The following is a 15,852-nucleotide window of genomic DNA, read 5'->3' on the forward strand; positions in this document are numbered from 1 at the left end:
CCGCCGTGACCGTCGCGACCGAGCCGCTCTCCGAGAACACCGCCGATGTGATCGTCGTGGGCGCGGGGCCGGCCGGCTCCACGACCGCCTACCACCTGGCCAAGTCGGGCCTGGACGTCCTGCTGCTGGAGAAGACCGAGTTCCCGCGCGAGAAGGTCTGCGGCGACGGCCTCACCCCGCGCGCCGTCAAACAGCTCGTGGCGATGGGCATCGACATCTCCGAGGAAGCCGGCTGGCTGCGCAACAAGGGCCTGCGCATCATCGGCGGCGGCAGCCGCCTCCAGCTCGACTGGCCGGATCTCGCCTCCTTCCCCGACTACGGCCTCGTGCGCAAGCGCGACGACTTCGACGAGCAGCTCGCCCGGCAGGCCCAGAAGGCGGGCGCGCGGCTGTACGAGCGCTGCAACGTCGGCGCCCCGATCATCGACGACCGCACCGGCCGCATCACCGGCGTGCACGCCAAGCTCGGCGACGAGAAGCGCGAGGTCACCTTCCACGCGCCGCTGGTGGTAGCCGCCGACGGCAACTCCACCCGCCTGTCACTCGCGATGGGCCTGCACCGCCGCGAGGACCGCCCGATGGGCGTGGCCGTGCGGACGTACTTCGAGTCGCCCCGTCACGACGACGACTACCTGGAGTCCTGGCTGGAACTGTGGGACCGCCGCGGCTCCCAGGACCGGCTGCTGCCCGGCTACGGCTGGATCTTCGGCATGGGCGACGGCACCTCGAACGTCGGCCTCGGCGTGCTCAACACCTCGGCCTCCTTCAAGGACCTGGACTGGCGCGAGGTCCTCAAGGCCTGGTGCGCCTCCATGCCCGAGGACTGGGGCTACACCCCGGAGAACATGACCGGCCCGATCCGCGGCGCCGCCCTCCCGATGGCCTTCAACCGCCAGCCCCACTACACCAAGGGCCTGCTCCTGGTCGGCGACGCCGGCGGCCTGGTGAACCCCTTCAACGGCGAGGGCATCGCCTACGCCATGGAGTCCGGCCAGATCGCCGCCGACGTCATCGTCCAGGCCCACGCCCGCCCGACGCCCGCGAGCCGCGAACTGGCGCTGCAGCGCTACCCGCGCGTCCTGAAGGACACCTACGGCGGCTACTACACGCTGGGCCGCGCCTTCGTGAAGCTCATCGGCAACCCGAAGGTCATGAAGATCGCGACCCAGCGCGGCCTGACCCACCCGGTGCTCATGAAGTTCACCCTGAAGATGCTGGCGAACCTGACCGACCCGACCGGCGGCGACGCCATGGACCGCATCATCAACGGCCTGAGCAAGGTGGCCCCGAAGGCCTGAGTCAGCGGCTCAGCGCCTCGACGTCGGCGGCCCGGCGGGCGAACACCTCCTCGCGCCGGTCCGCCACCTGCCGCAGCGCGTCCGGACGCGGCACGTCCATCTCGGCACCCGGCACCGACAGGCACCGCTCGACGGGCCTGCCCTGCGCGAACACGCCGGGCGTGTCTGTGTCTCCCTGTGGTTGTGAGGATGCTGTGGGTGGCGGGAAAAGCGGGTTCCGGCCTGCGGAGCCCCTGCCTACCCTCCGGTTCTCATGACAACAGAACACACAGAGCAGGCGCAGGAGTTCTCCGGTCACACCCGCAGACGCTTCCTCGCCGGAGCCGGCGGCGCGGCCGGCGCCCTCGCCTTATGGCCCGCGGGACGCGCGAGCGCGGCGGGCGCGGGCAAGCGCGTCGCCGTCCTCGGCGGCGGGGTCTCCGGCCTCAGCGCGGCCCACGAACTCGCCGAACGCGGCTACGCGGTCACCGTCTACGAGTACTACGACATCCTCGGCGGCAAGGCCCGCTCGATGGACGTGCCGGGCACCGCGAGCGGTGGCCGCAGCCCCCTCCCGGGCGAGCACGGCTTCCGCTTCTTCCCCGGCTTCTACCGGAACCTGCCGGACACGATGCGCCGCATCCCCTTCCCCGGCAACGCGAGCGGCGTCCACGGCAACCTGCGGGGCGCCACCGAGGAGCTGTTCGCCCGTAGCGCCGGCCGGCCCGACCTCCACTTCCCGCTGCGCCGCGTCACCACGCCGCCCGCTCCCGGTGACCTCACCCCGTCGTGGATCCGCGACCAGATCCTCTCCGTCCTCGACCTCGGCACCCGCCTGCCCGCCCACGAGGCCGCCTACTTCGCCGACCGCGTCCTCGTCCACCTCACGAGCTGCGACGCCCGCCGCGAGGACCAGTGGGAGAAGGTCGCGTGGTGGGACTTCATCCGCGCCGGGGAGATGAGCGACGAGTACCGCACCCTCCTCGGCATCGGCCAGACCCGCAACCTCGTCGCCACGCGCGCGGAGGTGGCGTCCACCCGCACCGTCGGCCGCGTCATCATCGAGGCCCTGATCCTGTGGGGTCTGCTCGGCCGGGGCCTGGACGGCGACGCCGACATCGACCGTGTCCTGAACGCCCCGACGAGCGAGGCGTGGATCGACCCCTGGGAGGCCCACCTCCGCTCGCTCGGCGTCGAGTTCGTGACGGGCACCCAGGTGCACGAGGTGGTCTGCGAGGCCGGCCGGGTCACCGGCGTACGCGTCTCCGCGCGCGACGGCGGCCAGGAGCGCACGGTCACCGCCGACCACTACGTCTCCGCGCTGCCCGTCGAGCACGCGCGCGCGACGTGGGGCGCGGCGCTGCGGGCGGCCGACCCGCAGCTCGCCAGGTGCGACGCGCTGCGGACGGACTGGATGACCGGCGTGATGTTCTACCTGCGCACGCCCACACCCGTCGTGCACGGTCACATCAACTGCCTCGACTCGCCCTGGTCGGTGACGGGCATCGGCCAGGCCCAGTTCTGGGACGTACGGGACTTCTCGCGCGACTACGGCGACGGACGGGCCCACGACTGCCTGTCCGCAATCATCTCCGAGTGGGACAAGCCCGGCATTCTTTACGGCAAAACGGCCAAGGAGTGCACCAAGGACGAAATCGTCGCCGAACTCTGGGCGCAGCTGAAGGACGCCCTGAACGACTCCGGCAAGACGACGCTGACCGACGAGGACCGCCTCGGCTGGTTCATGGACCCGGCGGTGACGGGCCTGGGCGGCCCCGACCCGCAGAACCGCGAGCAGCTCCTCATCCACCCCACGGGCACGCTCTACAACCGTCCTTCGGCCCGCACGAGGGTGCCGAACTTCTTCCTCGCCGGCGACTACGTCCGCACGGACGTCGACCTCGCGACGATGGAGGGGGCCAACGAGGCCGCGCGACGGGCCGTCAACGCCCTGCTGAGTGCGGACAATTCGGACGCGCCGCCCTGCGAGATCCAGGAGCTGTACCGCCCGCCGGAGATGGAACCCCTCAAGCGGGTCGACGAGCTCCGCTACAGGCTGGGCCTGCCCAACACCTTCGATCTGGGCTGAACCCGGCGAAACGGGCGGAAGGGCCGCAGCCCCCGAGCGGCTGCGGCCCTTCCGGCCGTTCGTGCTGCGCCGTGCGTCAGAGCACCCGCACCGCGCCGGTCGGCGGGTCGTAGGAGAGCGGCTTCTCCACGACGCCGGTGGACGGGTTCTGCGCGCCGACGAACATGCCGTCGCCCACGTACACCGCGACGTGGTACGCGCTGCCCGCGCCACCCCAGTACAGGATGTCGCCCGGCTGGAGGTTGCTCAGCGAGACCTGGGTGCCGGCCGTCGACTGGTCCTGCGAGACGCGCGGCAGGTCGACGCCGACCTGCTTGAAGGCCGCCTGCACCAGACCGGAGCAGTCCCACGAGTTGGGGCCGGTGCCGCCGGAAACGTACGCGTCGCCGACCTGAGCCTTCACGAAGGCGATGACCGCCGCGGCCGAACCGGTGGCCGTGGAGGAGCTGGTGGTGCTCGTGGAGGCGGACAGGGTGGTCCGCTCCGTGCTGCGCGAGGCGCGCTCGGCAGCGGCCTTGCGAGCGGCCTCCTGGGCCGCCTTCTTCTTGGCCGCGGCCTTGTGCTTGGCCTCGGCGAGGTCCGACTTGGCCTGCTTGGCGGCCTTTGCGGCGGCCGCGTCACGCTCGGCCTGCAGCTGGTAGTTCGCGGCCGCCTGCTGCGTGGCGTCCGCGGACTGGGCGACCTGAGAGGCCAGATCGGCCGTCAGGGTGGGCAGTTCGAGCGTCTGCGTCACCGGCTCGGCGGCGTTCGCCGAAGCCGACGCGCCCGCCGCTGCCATGCTGAGGACGCCACCGGTCACACCGACGCGCATCGCGAGCGACGTCGTCGCGGTGCGGCGGGGTTTCCGGTGGCTGCGTATGTGAGCGGTGTGGGACATGAGAACAACCGGTATCAGGGGCTCCTCCATACCTTCAAGAAACGTGTGCTGCGCCACAGTTGTTCAACTGACGCCCCGAAACCTGGTTCCAGCGGCCCTTATTGACGCCGTAACGGACATTGCGGGCGTCACCCATTGCCCTCGTGATCACGGTCTTTCATCGTTACGCCCGAATTGCCCCGCGCTTACCACCGGTTGAGGCAGTTGGCCAAGCCCCGTTCTCATGCGCCTCTCATGAGTGTGGCGGAGGTCACGCAACGGTCACGCCGGTGCGTGCGTCACGCGCGTAGATCACGACGAGATCGCGCCGGGGTCACGACCGGGCTCCGCTCGTGAACGCGTGCACGCGTCCACATCGCACCGCGCTCCTCCCTCTGATGTGTGAACGGGCGCCTTTATCAGGACAGGTCGTCCACCGCCAATTTGCATGCAAGGGAAGCATCTTGATATGGAGACGCCCCTTCCGAACTGCGCCGACAAGCGGAAATGTCACCTCTGGTGATCAGTCGGACGCTTCACGTACGAAGATCACTGCTCATCCGACTTCATGATCCTTCGTCAGGTGGTGGAGATCACAAAGCTTGTGCAATACCCCGTGTCGCAGATCACAGAGCGTCGGGCATAAGATGCGAGGCAGTTGGGCTTGTGACCTGCTTCACATGTTCTCGATCTTCGCCGGGACGGACGGGGTGAGAGGGGCGTATGAGGTGGGTGTGAGCCCGCCATCGCCAGCAGTCAGTGCCGACTGAGAGGAGCGAGGAGCGGTGAACGCGTATGCGCCCATCCTCGTACTGGGAGCCCTCGGGGCAGGCTTTGCGATCTTCTCCGTGGTCATGGCCACGCTGATCGGTCCGAAGCGTTACAACCGGGCCAAGCTCGAGGCCTACGAGTGCGGCATCGAGCCGACCCCCACGCCGGCCGGCGGCGGGCGTTTCCCCATCAAGTACTACCTGACGGCGATGCTCTTCATCGTCTTCGACATCGAGATCGTCTTCCTCTACCCCTGGGCCGTCACCTTCGACGCCCTGGGGATCTTCGGGCTCGTGGAGATGCTGCTCTTCGTGCTCACCGTCTTCGTCGCGTACGCGTACGTATGGCGGCGCGGCGGCCTGGAATGGGACTGAGGGGCCTTTAGAACATGGGACTCGAAGAAAAGCTGCCGAGCGGATTCCTGCTGACCACCGTCGAGCAGGCCGCGGGCTGGGTGCGCAAGGCGTCCGTCTTCCCGGCCACGTTCGGCCTCGCCTGCTGTGCCATCGAGATGATGACCACCGGCGCCGGGCGCTACGACCTGGCGCGCTTCGGCATGGAGGTCTTCCGAGGTTCGCCCCGCCAGGCGGACCTCATGATCGTGGCCGGCCGGGTGAGCCAGAAGATGGCGCCGGTGCTGCGCCAGGTCTACGACCAGATGCCGAACCCGAAGTGGGTGATCTCCATGGGGGTCTGCGCCTCCTCGGGCGGCATGTTCAACAACTACGCGATCGTCCAGGGCGTCGACCACATCGTCCCCGTCGACATCTACCTGCCCGGCTGCCCGCCGCGGCCCGAGATGCTGCTGGACGCCATCCTCAAGCTGCACCAGAAGATCCAGTCCTCCAAGCTCGGCGTGAACGCCGCGGAAGCGGCCCGCGAGGCGGAGGAAGCAGCCCTCAAGGCCCTGCCCACGATCGAGATGAAGGGGCTGCTGCGGTGAGCGAGGCGAACGGCACCAACGAAGCGTCGAACGGGGTGAACCCGGAGAAGGACCTCGGCGCCTCCAACCTCCCCGGCCAGCGCGGCGAGGGCGGCGAGGAGATCCGCGTCCAGCGCGGCATGTTCGGCGCCAGCAACGGCGGCGACACCTCCGGCTACGGCGGCCTGGTCCGCTCGGTCCGCCTCCCGGGACCCGCGGCCCGCCCCTACGGCGGGTGGTTCGACGAGGTCGCCGACGAACTCGAGGGCGCCCTGGAGGAACAGGGACTGCTCCCCGACAACGCGATCGAGAAGACGGTCGTCGACCGCGGCGAGCTCACCTTCCACGTCGAGCGCGAGCACCTGCTGCGCGTAGCCCAGACCCTGCGCGACGACCCGGCCCTGCGCTTCGAACTGTGCACCGGCGTCAGCGGCGTGCACTACCCGCACGACAAGGGCCGCGAGCTGCACGCCGTCTACCACCTGCGCTCGATCACCCACAACCGGCTGATCCGCGTCGAGGTCAGCGCCCCCGACGGCGACCCGAGGATCCCGTCGCTGGTCTCCGTGTATCCCACCAACGACTGGCACGAGCGCGAGACCTACGACTTCTTCGGCATCGTCTTCGACGGTCACCCGGCCCTGACCCGGATCATGATGCCGGACGACTGGCAGGGCCACCCGCAGCGCAAGGACTACCCCCTCGGCGGCATCCCCGTCGAGTACAAGGGCGCCCAGATCCCGGCTCCGGACCAGCGGAGGTCGTACTCGTGAGCACGCAGTCAGCATCGGCCCGCGAGACCACCGAGGGCACCGTATATACGGTCACCGGTGGCGACTGGGACGAGATCGTCCAGTCCGCGGCCCGCGCCGACGACGAGCGCATCGTCGTCAACATGGGTCCCCAGCACCCGTCCACCCACGGGGTGCTCCGCCTGATCCTGGAGATCGACGGCGAGACGGTCACCGAGGCCCGCTGCGGCATCGGCTACCTCCACACGGGCATCGAGAAGAACCTCGAGTTCCGCACGTGGACGCAGGGCACCACGTTCGTGACGCGCATGGACTACCTGACGTCCTTCTTCAACGAGACCGCCTACTGTCTCGCCGTCGAGAAGCTCCTCGGCATCGAGGACCAGATCACCGAGCGAGCCAAGATCATCCGGGTGCTCCTGATGGAGCTGAACCGGCTCTCCTCCCACCTGGTGTGCATCGCCACCGGCGGCATGGAGCTCGGCGCCACCACGATCATGATCTACGGATTCCGTGATCGTGAAATGATTCTCGACATCTACGAGCTCATCACGGGCCTGCGGATGAACCACGCGTACATCCGCCCCGGCGGACTCGCGCAGGACCTGCCGCCCGGCGCGGTGGACCACATCCGCGAGTTCGTGAAGAAGATGAAGAAGAACCTCCCGGAGTACGACAAGCTCGCCACCGGGAACCCCATCTTCAAGGCCCGTATGCAGGACGTCGGTTACCTCGACCTGGCCGGCTGCATGGCCCTCGGCGCCACCGGCCCGATCCTGCGCTCCACCGGTCTGCCGCACGACCTGCGCAAGGCGCAGCCGTACTGCGACTACGAGACGTACGACTTCGAGGTCCCGACCGCCGACACCTGCGACTCCTACGGGCGCTTCCTGATCCGTCTGGAGGAGATGCGCCAGTCGCTCGGGATCGTCGAGCAGTGCCTGGACCGACTCCAGCCCGGACCGGTCATGGTCGCCGACAAGAAGATCGCCTGGCCCGCCCAGCTCGCCCTGGGACCGGACGGGCTCGGCAACTCCCTCGACCACATCAAGAAGATCATGGGCACCTCCATGGAGGCCCTGATCCACCACTTCAAGCTGGTCACCGAGGGCTTCCGCGTTCCGCCGGGACAGGCGTACGCGGCCGTCGAGTCGCCCAAGGGCGAACTCGGGGTGCATGCGGTGTCCGACGGCGGCACCCGCCCCTTCCGGGTCCACTTCCGCGACCCGTCCTTCACCAACCTGCAGGCCATGGCGGCGATGTGCGAGGGCGGCCAGGTCGCCGACGTCATCGTCGCCGTCGCGTCCATCGACCCCGTGATGGGAGGCGTCGACCGGTGACCACCAGTTCTTCGGAGCGAGGCGTCAGCCTGGGCATGCCCGAACTGCCCGCGCCCGCCTACCCGGACGACGTCCGGGCCCGGCTCGAGACGGACGCGCGCGAGGTGATCGCCCGCTACCCCGACTCCCGGTCCGCGCTCCTGCCGCTGCTGCACCTGGTGCAGTCCGAGGAGGGCCATGTCACGCGCACCGGGATGCAGTTCTGCGCGGACATGCTGGAGCTGACCACGGCCGAGGTCACCGCCGTCGCGACCTTCTACACGATGTACCGGCGCAAGCCGAGCGGTGACTACCAGGTGGGCGTCTGCACCAACACGCTGTGCGCGGTGATGGGCGGCGACGCGATCTTCGAGGAGCTCCAGGAGCACCTCGGCATCGGCAACGGCGAGACCACCGGCGACGGCAAGGTCACCCTGGAGCACATCGAGTGCAACGCGGCCTGCGACTTCGCGCCCGTGGTGATGGTCAACTGGGAGTTCTTCGACGACCAGACCCCGGCCAGCGCCAAGCGCCTCGTCGACGACCTGCGCGCGGGACGGGAGGTCGAGCCCACGCGCGGGGCGCGTCTGTGCACCTTCAAGGAGACCGCGCGGATCCTGGCCGGCTTCCCCGACGAGCGGCCCGGGGCCGTCGAGGAGAGCGGCAGTGCGGGACCGGCCTCGCTGGTGGGCCTCCGCCTGGCCAGGGGAGAGGCCGCACCCGCGCGCGTGGTCCATCCGCGGGACGGTGGGCCGCACGACGAGCAGGACAGGGCCGTGCACGACCCGTCGCCGACCGAGCGCCTGAGCGCACACGACGCGCCGCAGGAGACGTCGGCCTCCGACCCGGCCCACCCGGCCGGGCCCACCGCTGAGGAGGGGGAGTGATGACCTTGGCACCCGAACTCAAAGACACCAGCCCCGAGAAGCTGCTCGCACCCGTGCTGTCGGCCTTCTGGGACGAGGACAGGTCCTGGTCGCTGGACGTCTACAAGAGGCACGAGGGATACGAGGGACTCCGCAAGGCGCTCGCGATGTCGCCGGACGACCTCATCGCGTACGTCAAGGACTCCGGTCTGCGCGGCCGCGGCGGCGCGGGATTCCCGACGGGAATGAAATGGCAGTTCATTCCCCAGGGAGATGGAAAACCGCACTATCTAGTTGTCAACGCCGACGAGTCGGAGCCCGGGACGTGCAAGGACATCCCGCTCCTCTTCGCCAACCCGCACAGCCTCATCGAGGGCATCGTCATCGCGTGTTACGCCATCAGGTCGTCGCATGCCTTCATCTATCTGCGGGGTGAAGTCGTCCCCGTTCTGCGGCGGTTGCACGAGGCCGTGCGCGAGGCCTACGAGGCCGGCTACCTCGGCGAGAACATCCTGGGCAGCGGCCTGAACCTGGAACTCACCGTGCACGCCGGCGCCGGCGCGTACATCTGCGGTGAGGAGACCGCACTGCTCGACTCGCTCGAAGGCCGCCGGGGTCAACCGCGGCTCCGTCCCCCTTTCCCCGCCGTGGCGGGCCTCTATGCGTGCCCGACTGTTGTGAACAACGTCGAGTCGATCGCGTCGGTTCCCGCGATCCTCCATCGGGGCAAGGAATGGTTCCGCTCGATGGGCAGCGAGAAGTCCCCGGGCTTCACGCTCTACTCCCTCAGCGGCCACGTCGCGAGCCCCGGCCAGTACGAGGCCCCGCTCGGCATCACGCTGCGCCAGCTGCTCGACATGAGCGGCGGCATGCGGGCGGGCCACCGCCTCAAGTTCTGGACGCCGGGCGGCTCCTCGACGCCGATGTTCACCGACGAGCACCTCGACGTACCCCTCGACTACGAGGGCGTCGGCGCCGCCGGTTCCATGCTCGGCACCAAGGCCCTGCAGTGCTTCGACGAGACGACCTGCGTCGTGCGCGCCGTCACCCGCTGGACCGAGTTCTACGCCCACGAGTCCTGCGGCAAGTGCACACCGTGCCGCGAAGGCACGTACTGGCTCGTGCAGTTGCTGCGCGACATCGAGGCCGGCAAGGGCGTGATGTCCGACCTCGACAAGCTGAACGACATCGCCGACAACATCAACGGCAAGTCGTTCTGCGCCCTCGGCGACGGCGCCGCCTCGCCGATCTTCTCCTCGCTGAAGTACTTCCGCGAGGAGTACGAGCAGCACATCACGGGCCGCGGCTGCCCCTTCGACCCGGCCAAGTCGACGGCCTGGGCCGACCGCACGGAGGTGAACGCATGACTGTGACCACCAGCGCTCCCTCCGGAGGGGGAGAGGCGGCGGTCCCGCCGGAAGATCTCGTCTCGCTGACGATCGACGGCGCCGAGATCAGCGTGCCCAAGGGCACCCTGGTCATCCGGGCCGCCGAGCAGCTCGGCATCGAGATCCCCCGGTTCTGCGACCATCCCCTTCTCGACCCGGTCGGTGCCTGCCGCCAGTGCATCGTCGAGGTCGAGGGCCAGCGTAAGCCGATGGCGTCCTGCACCATCACGTGCACGGACGGCATGGTCGTCAAGACGCAGCTGACCTCGCCCGTCGCCGAGAAGTCCCAGCACGGTGTGATGGAGCTGCTGCTCATCAACCACCCGCTGGACTGCCCGGTCTGCGACAAGGGCGGCGAGTGCCCGCTGCAGAACCAGGCCATGTCGCACGGCCAGGCCGACTCCCGCTTCGAGGGCAAGAAGCGGACGTACGAGAAGCCCGTGCCGATCTCCACGCAGGTGCTGCTCGACCGCGAGCGGTGCGTGCTGTGCGCCCGCTGCACCCGGTTCTCCAACCAGGTCGCGGGCGACCCGATGATCGAGCTGCTCGAGCGAGGCGCGCTGCAGCAGGTCGGCACCGGTGAGGGCGACCCCTTCGAGTCGTACTTCTCCGGCAACACCATTCAGATCTGCCCGGTCGGCGCGCTGACCTCGGCGGCGTACCGATTCCGCTCCCGCCCCTTCGACCTGGTGTCCTCGCCGAGCGTGTGCGAGCACTGCTCCGGCGGCTGCGCCACCCGCACCGACCACCGGCGCGGCAAGGTCATGCGCCGCCTCGCGGCCAACGACCCCGAGGTCAACGAGGAGTGGATCTGCGACAAGGGGCGGTTCGCGTTCCGGTACGCGCAGCAGCGCGACCGGCTCGAACACCCCCTGGTGCGCAACGCCGAGGGCGAGCTGGAGCCCGCCTCCTGGCCGGAGGCGCTGCAGATCGCCGCGCAGGGGCTGCTCGCCTCGCGCGGCCGGACCGGCGTCCTCACCGGCGGCCGCCTCACCGTCGAGGACGCCTACGCCTACAGCAAGTTCGCGCGCGTGGCGCTCGACACGAACGACATCGACTTCCGCGCGCGGGTGCACACCAGCGAGGAGGCCGACTTCCTGGCGGCGCGGATCGCCGGACGCGGACGCGACCTCGACGGTACGGGCGCCACGTACGCCTCGCTGGAGAAGGCACCCGCCGTCCTGCTGGTCGGGTTCGAGGCCGAGGAGGAGGCGCCCGGCGTCTTCCTGAGGCTGCGCAAGGCCTGGCGCAAGCACGGACTGAAGGTGTTCTCGCTGGCCACGCACGCCACGCGCGGTCTGGAGAAGGCCGGCGGCACGCTGCTTCCGGCGGCTCCCGGCACCGAGTCGGAGTGGCTGGACGCCCTCGCGGGCGGGGTCGGCCTGGAGGGCGACGGCTCGAAGGCCGCCGAGGCGCTGCGCGCCGAGGGCTCGGTCATCGTCGTCGGCGAACGGCTGGCCGCGGTCGCCGGCGGGCTCACCGCCGCCGTGCGGGCCGCCTCCGCGACCGGCGCCCAGCTGGCGTGGATCCCGCGCCGGGCCGGAGAGCGCGGTGCGCTCGAGGTCGGCGCGCTGCCGTCGCTGCTGCCGGGCGGGCGCCCGGCGACCGACCCCCGCGCGCGCGAGGAGGTCGCCGCGGCCTGGGGCGTGGCCGAACTCCCGCACCGCTACGGCCGCGACACCGGCCAGATCGTCGAGGCCGCCGTGAGCGGCGAGCTGCAGGCACTGGTCGTCGCGGGCGTCGAGATCGCCGATCTGCCCGACCCGGCACGCGCGCGTGAAGCACTTCACGAGGCCGGTTTCGTGGTCTCGCTGGAGCTGCGGCCCAGCGAGGTCAGCGAGCTGGCGGACGTGGTGCTGCCCGTCGCCGCGGTCGCCGAGAAGGCCGGCACCTTCCTCAACTGGGAAGGCCGGGTGCGCTTCTTCGACGCCGCGCTCAAGCCCGACCAGATGATCCGCCGCCTCGCGCCCACCGACGCGCGCGTGCTGCAGATGCTGGCCGACGCCATGGACGTCCACCTGGGACTGCCCGATCTGCGCACCGTGCGTGCGGAGATCGACCGGCTGGGCCCCTGGGACGGACCGCGGGCCACCGAACCGCTGGAGCGCGGCGGCGCACTGCCGCGGCCCGCCGCCGGGGAGGCCGTCCTGTCGGGCCACCGTCTCCTGCTCGACCAGGGCCTCCTCCAGGAGGGCGACGAGGCGCTCGCCGGAACCCGGCACGCCGCCCACGCGCGCGTGTCGGCCGCGACCGCCGCCGAGGCGGGCGTCAAGGACGGTGACCTCCTCGCCGTCACCGGCCCCGCCGGATCGGTCGAACTCCCGCTGCGCATCACGGAGATGCCCGACCGCGTGGTCTGGCTCCCGCTGAACTCCGTCGGCAGGGGCGTCGCCTCCGACACCGGGGCGCTGCCCGGCGCTCTCGTCCGCATCGGCCCGGCGACGCTCGTCGGCGAGGCCCCGAAGGAGGTGGAGGCATGAGCCCGTACCTCGCCGCTGAAGACCTCTCGATGTTCGGCCGCGACCCCTGGTGGCTGGTCGTCGTCAAGGCGGTGTTCTGCTTCGCCTTCCTGATGGTGACCGTGCTGTTCTCGATCGTCTGGGAGCGCAAGGTCGTCGCCTGGATGCAGCTGCGCATCGGCCCCAACCGGCACGGCCCCTGGGGCATGCTCCAGTCGCTCGCCGACGGCATCAAGCTGATGCTCAAGGAAGACGTCATCGTCAAGCGCGCCGACAAGGTGGTGTACGTCCTCGCGCCGATCGTCGCCGCCATCCCGGCCTTCATGGCGATCGCGGTGATCCCCTTCGGCCCGGCCGACAACGAGATCTCGATCTTCGGCCACCGTACGACGATGCAGCTCACCGACCTGCCGATCGCGATGCTCTACATCCTCGCGGTCGCCTCGGTCGGCATCTACGGCATCGTGCTCGCGGGCTGGAGCTCCGGCTCCACCTACCCGCTCCTGGGCGGCCTGCGCTCCTGCGCGCAGATGATCTCGTACGAGATCGCCATGGGCGCCGCCTTCGCCTCCGTCTTCCTCTACTCGGGGTCGATGTCGACGTCGACGATCGTCGAGCAGCAGCACGACCGCTGGTACATCGTCCTGCTGCCGGTCTCCTTCATCCTCTACGTCGTCACGATGGTCGGCGAGACCAACCGCGCCCCCTTCGACATGCCGGAGTCCGAGGGCGACCTGGTCGGCGGCTTCAACACCGAGTACTCGTCGATCAAGTTCGCGATGTTCATGCTCGCCGAGTACGTGAACATGGTGACGGTCTCGGCCGTGTCGGCCACGCTCTTCCTCGGCGGCTGGCGCGCCCCCTGGCCGATCAGCACCTTCTGGGAGGGTGCCAACCACGGCTGGTGGCCGCTCCTGTGGTTCGTGATCAAGGTCCAGCTGCTGCTGTTCTTCTTCATCTGGCTGCGCGGCACGCTCCCGCGGGTCCGCTACGACCAGCTGATGAAGCTCGGCTGGAAGGTCCTCATCCCGGTCTCCGTCGTCTGGCTGATGCTGGTCGCGACCGTCCGGGCCCTCAGGAACGAGAACTACGACTTCGCCGACATCGCCCTCTACATCGGCGGCGGCGTCCTGGCCCTGCTGCTCCTGTCCTTCGTCGCCGACATGTTCCGCGAGAAGAACCGGACGGTCGGGCAGCCGGTCGCCGAACCGGCCGGCTTCGACGCGATGGCCGGCGGATTCCCCGTGCCTCCGCTCCCCGGACAGGAGCTCCCGCCGGTGCCGAGGCGCAGCCCGCGCCGCGAGCGGGAGTTGATTGTCAGTGGTGGGTCGGATACTGCCAGTGACGGATCTTCGGATGGAAAGGAGGCGTCCGATGGCTGAGGAGCCCAAGGAGACCAAGCCCGGTTTCATGAACCCCGTCGCCGGCTTCGGCGTGACCTTCAAGGCCATGTTCAAGAAGCGGCTGACCGAGCAGTACCCGGAGCAGCAGAAGACCACTGCCCCCCGGTTCCACGGACGGCACCAGCTCAACCGCCATCCGGACGGCCTGGAGAAGTGCGTCGGCTGCGAGCTGTGCGCCTGGGCCTGCCCCGCCGACGCGATCTACGTGGAGGGCGCGGACAACACGGACGAGGAGCGCTACTCGCCGGGCGAGCGGTACGGCCGCGTGTACCAGATCAACTACGCCCGCTGCATCCTGTGCGGCCTGTGCATCGAGGCGTGCCCCACGCGCGCGCTGACGATGACCAACGAGTTCGAGCTCGCGGACTCGAGCCGGGCCAACCTCATCTACACCAAGGAGCAGCTGCTCGCCGGTCTGGAAGAGGGAATGGTCGACAGCCCGCACGCCATCTACCCGGGGATGGACGAGCAGGACTACTACCGGGGGCTGGTCACCGAGGCCGCACCCGGCACGGAGCGCCAGGTCGCCGTCTCCAAGGGCGAGGTCGTCCAGGAGGCCGCCTCGACCTTCGGCGAGGACGAGCCCGCCTCGGAGAAGGTGATCGGCCGATGAGCGCTCAACTCGCCGCCTACTCCACCTCCACCGGAGAGGCCTTCCAGTTCTGGGTCCTCGGCACCGTCGCCGTGATCGGCGCGCTGTCCACGGTCTTCATGAAGAAGGCCGTCCACAGCGCGCTGTCGCTCGCCGGGTCCATGATCATCCTGGCGGTGTTCTACCTCGCCAACGGCGCCTACTTCCTGGGCATCGTGCAGATCGTCGTCTACACCGGCGCGATCATGATGCTGTTCCTGTTCGTGGTGATGCTGGTCGGCGTGACGGCGGCGGACTCCCTGAAGGAGACCATCAAGGGCCAGCGCTGGCTGGCCCTTCTGTGCGGCCTCGGCTTCGGTGTCCTGCTGCTCGGCGGGATCGGCAACGCGTCGCTGAAGGACTTCGACGGCCTCGCCCAGGCGAATGCGAACGGCAATGTGGAGGGCCTCGCGGCCCTCATCTTCACCAAGTACGTCTTCGCCTTCGAAATCACCGGCGCCCTGCTGATCACGGCCGCCGTCGGCGCCATGGTGCTCACCCACCGCGAGCGCACCGAGCGCGCCAAGACGCAGCGCGAGCTGTCCGAACAGCGCGTGCGCGAGGGCAAGTACATCCCGCCGCTGCCGGCGCCGGGCGTGTACGCGCGGCACAACGCGGTGGACATCGCGGGTCTGCTGCCCGACGGCACCCCGTCCGACCTCACCGTCAGCAAGACGCTGCGCGACCGCGGCCAGATCCGCGACGTGTCGGCCGAGGCGCTCAACGACCTCAAGGCGCTGGAGCAGCGCGCCGAGGAGCGCCTGGAGCGCACCGAGATCGAACCGGCCACCTTCAAGAAGGAGGAGGCGTCGCAGTGAACCCGGTCAACTACCTGTATCTGTCGGCCCTGTTGTTCACGATCGGCGCCACCGGCGTGCTGATCCGGCGCAACGCGATCGTCGTGTTCATGTGCATCGAGCTGATGCTGAACGCCTGCAACCTCGCGTTCGTCACCTTCTCCCGGATGCACGGCAACCTCGACGGCCAGATCATCGCCTTCTTCACGATGGTCGTCGCCGCGGCGGAGGTCGTGGTCGGGCTCGCGATCATCGTGTCCCTGTTCCGTTCCCGCCACTCGGCCTCGGTCGACGACGCCAGCCTGATGAAGCTCTGAGGGGT

14 protein-coding genes and 1 pseudogene are annotated in these 15,852 nt (G+C 69.5%); 13 read left to right on the forward strand and 2 right to left on the reverse strand.

What is annotated here, in order from left to right; genetic code table 11:
* Positions 1-5 precede the first annotated feature (5 nt).
* Positions 6-1,298, forward strand: coding sequence for a geranylgeranyl reductase family protein (locus tag ACFU97_RS34320; protein WP_384264459.1), 1,293 nt, complete (start codon positions 6-8; stop codon positions 1,296-1,298).
* A 1-nt stretch (position 1,299) separates the two neighbouring features.
* On the opposite strand, the pseudogene ACFU97_RS34325 reads toward ACFU97_RS34320, so the two are convergent.
* Positions 1,300-1,428: pseudogene (locus ACFU97_RS34325) on the reverse strand (peptide deformylase); the annotation flags it as partial.
* A 123-nt stretch (positions 1,429-1,551) separates the two neighbouring features.
* Between ACFU97_RS34325 and ACFU97_RS34330 the strand changes: the two are divergent.
* Complete coding sequence (locus ACFU97_RS34330) at positions 1,552-3,366, forward strand: FAD-dependent oxidoreductase (protein ID WP_384264460.1); 1,815 nt, start codon at positions 1,552-1,554, stop codon at positions 3,364-3,366.
* 76 nt (positions 3,367-3,442) lie between these two features.
* On the opposite strand, the gene ACFU97_RS34335 is transcribed toward ACFU97_RS34330, so the two are convergent.
* Positions 3,443-4,243, reverse strand: coding sequence for a C40 family peptidase (locus tag ACFU97_RS34335; RefSeq protein ID WP_384264462.1), 801 nt, complete (start codon positions 4,241-4,243; stop codon positions 3,443-3,445).
* Between the two features lie 764 nt (positions 4,244-5,007).
* On the opposite strand from ACFU97_RS34335, the gene ACFU97_RS34340 reads away from it, so the two are divergent.
* From ACFU97_RS34340 to nuoK, 11 genes are read left to right on the forward strand one after another with little or no spacing between them, the layout of a single operon-like run.
* A complete protein-coding gene (locus tag ACFU97_RS34340) occupies positions 5,008-5,367 on the forward strand; it encodes an NADH-quinone oxidoreductase subunit A (protein ID WP_003992243.1) in 360 nt (119 codons plus the stop codon).
* Positions 5,368-5,381: 14 nt separating this feature from the next.
* Positions 5,382-5,936 (forward strand): NuoB/complex I 20 kDa subunit family protein, encoded by a 555-nt coding sequence (locus ACFU97_RS34345; protein ID WP_384264463.1) that lies wholly within the window; start codon positions 5,382-5,384, stop codon positions 5,934-5,936.
* Positions 5,933-6,688 (forward strand): NADH-quinone oxidoreductase subunit C, encoded by a 756-nt coding sequence (locus ACFU97_RS34350; protein WP_384264465.1) that lies wholly within the window; start codon positions 5,933-5,935, stop codon positions 6,686-6,688. The genes ACFU97_RS34345 and ACFU97_RS34350 overlap by 4 nt, the downstream gene beginning before the upstream one ends.
* Positions 6,685-8,007 carry an NADH-quinone oxidoreductase subunit D gene (locus ACFU97_RS34355; protein ID WP_384264467.1) on the forward strand — a complete coding sequence of 441 codons (1,323 nt, stop codon included), beginning with the start codon at positions 6,685-6,687 and terminating at the stop codon, positions 8,005-8,007. Before ACFU97_RS34350 ends, ACFU97_RS34355 begins: the two co-directional genes overlap by 4 nt.
* Positions 8,004-8,873 (forward strand): NADH-quinone oxidoreductase subunit NuoE, encoded by an 870-nt coding sequence (nuoE, locus tag ACFU97_RS34360; protein WP_384264469.1) that lies wholly within the window; start codon positions 8,004-8,006, stop codon positions 8,871-8,873. The genes ACFU97_RS34355 and nuoE overlap by 4 nt, the downstream gene beginning before the upstream one ends.
* The gene (gene nuoF, locus ACFU97_RS34365; protein WP_384264471.1) at positions 8,873-10,219 is read left to right on the forward strand and encodes an NADH-quinone oxidoreductase subunit NuoF; all 1,347 of its coding nucleotides are present in this window, start codon (positions 8,873-8,875) and stop codon (positions 10,217-10,219) included. Before nuoE ends, nuoF begins: the two co-directional genes overlap by 1 nt.
* Positions 10,216-12,720 (forward strand): NADH-quinone oxidoreductase subunit G, encoded by a 2,505-nt coding sequence (locus ACFU97_RS34370; RefSeq protein WP_384264473.1) that lies wholly within the window; start codon positions 10,216-10,218, stop codon positions 12,718-12,720. Before nuoF ends, ACFU97_RS34370 begins: the two co-directional genes overlap by 4 nt.
* On the forward strand, positions 12,717-14,081 hold the full coding sequence (nuoH, locus tag ACFU97_RS34375; protein WP_384264474.1) for an NADH-quinone oxidoreductase subunit NuoH: 1,365 nt from the start codon (positions 12,717-12,719) through the stop codon (positions 14,079-14,081). Before ACFU97_RS34370 ends, nuoH begins: the two co-directional genes overlap by 4 nt.
* The gene (gene nuoI / locus ACFU97_RS34380; protein ID WP_384264476.1) at positions 14,074-14,715 is read left to right on the forward strand and encodes an NADH-quinone oxidoreductase subunit NuoI; all 642 of its coding nucleotides are present in this window, start codon (positions 14,074-14,076) and stop codon (positions 14,713-14,715) included. Before nuoH ends, nuoI begins: the two co-directional genes overlap by 8 nt.
* Complete coding sequence (locus ACFU97_RS34385) at positions 14,712-15,551, forward strand: NADH-quinone oxidoreductase subunit J (protein WP_384264477.1); 840 nt, start codon at positions 14,712-14,714, stop codon at positions 15,549-15,551. The genes nuoI and ACFU97_RS34385 overlap by 4 nt, the downstream gene beginning before the upstream one ends.
* Positions 15,548-15,847: an NADH-quinone oxidoreductase subunit NuoK gene (nuoK, locus tag ACFU97_RS34390; protein WP_242779136.1), complete on the forward strand. Its 300-nt coding sequence runs from the start codon at positions 15,548-15,550 to the stop codon at positions 15,845-15,847. Before ACFU97_RS34385 ends, nuoK begins: the two co-directional genes overlap by 4 nt.
* Positions 15,848-15,852 lie beyond the last annotated feature (5 nt).

This window comes from Streptomyces sp. NPDC057616 (assembly GCF_042800575.1).
GTDB lineage: Bacteria > Actinomycetota > Actinomycetes > Streptomycetales > Streptomycetaceae > Streptomyces.

Excerpts from the sequence above, each read along its gene's own strand:
- ACFU97_RS34385 (WP_384264477.1), top strand. The coding sequence starts at position 14,712 with ATGAGCGCTCAACTCGCCGCCTACTCCACCTCCACCGGAGAGGCCTTC.
- ACFU97_RS34370 (WP_384264473.1), top strand. The coding sequence starts at position 10,216 with ATGACTGTGACCACCAGCGCTCCCTCCGGAGGGGGAGAGGCGGCGGTC.
- nuoF (WP_384264471.1), top strand. The coding sequence starts at position 8,873 with ATGACCTTGGCACCCGAACTCAAAGACACCAGCCCCGAGAAGCTGCTC.
- ACFU97_RS34330 (WP_384264460.1), top strand. The coding sequence starts at position 1,552 with ATGACAACAGAACACACAGAGCAGGCGCAGGAGTTCTCCGGTCACACC.
- nuoI (WP_384264476.1), top strand. The coding sequence starts at position 14,074 with ATGGCTGAGGAGCCCAAGGAGACCAAGCCCGGTTTCATGAACCCCGTC.
- nuoH (WP_384264474.1), top strand. The coding sequence starts at position 12,717 with ATGAGCCCGTACCTCGCCGCTGAAGACCTCTCGATGTTCGGCCGCGAC.
- ACFU97_RS34345 (WP_384264463.1), top strand. The coding sequence starts at position 5,382 with ATGGGACTCGAAGAAAAGCTGCCGAGCGGATTCCTGCTGACCACCGTC.
- ACFU97_RS34335 (WP_384264462.1), bottom strand. The coding sequence starts at position 4,243 with ATGTCCCACACCGCTCACATACGCAGCCACCGGAAACCCCGCCGCACC.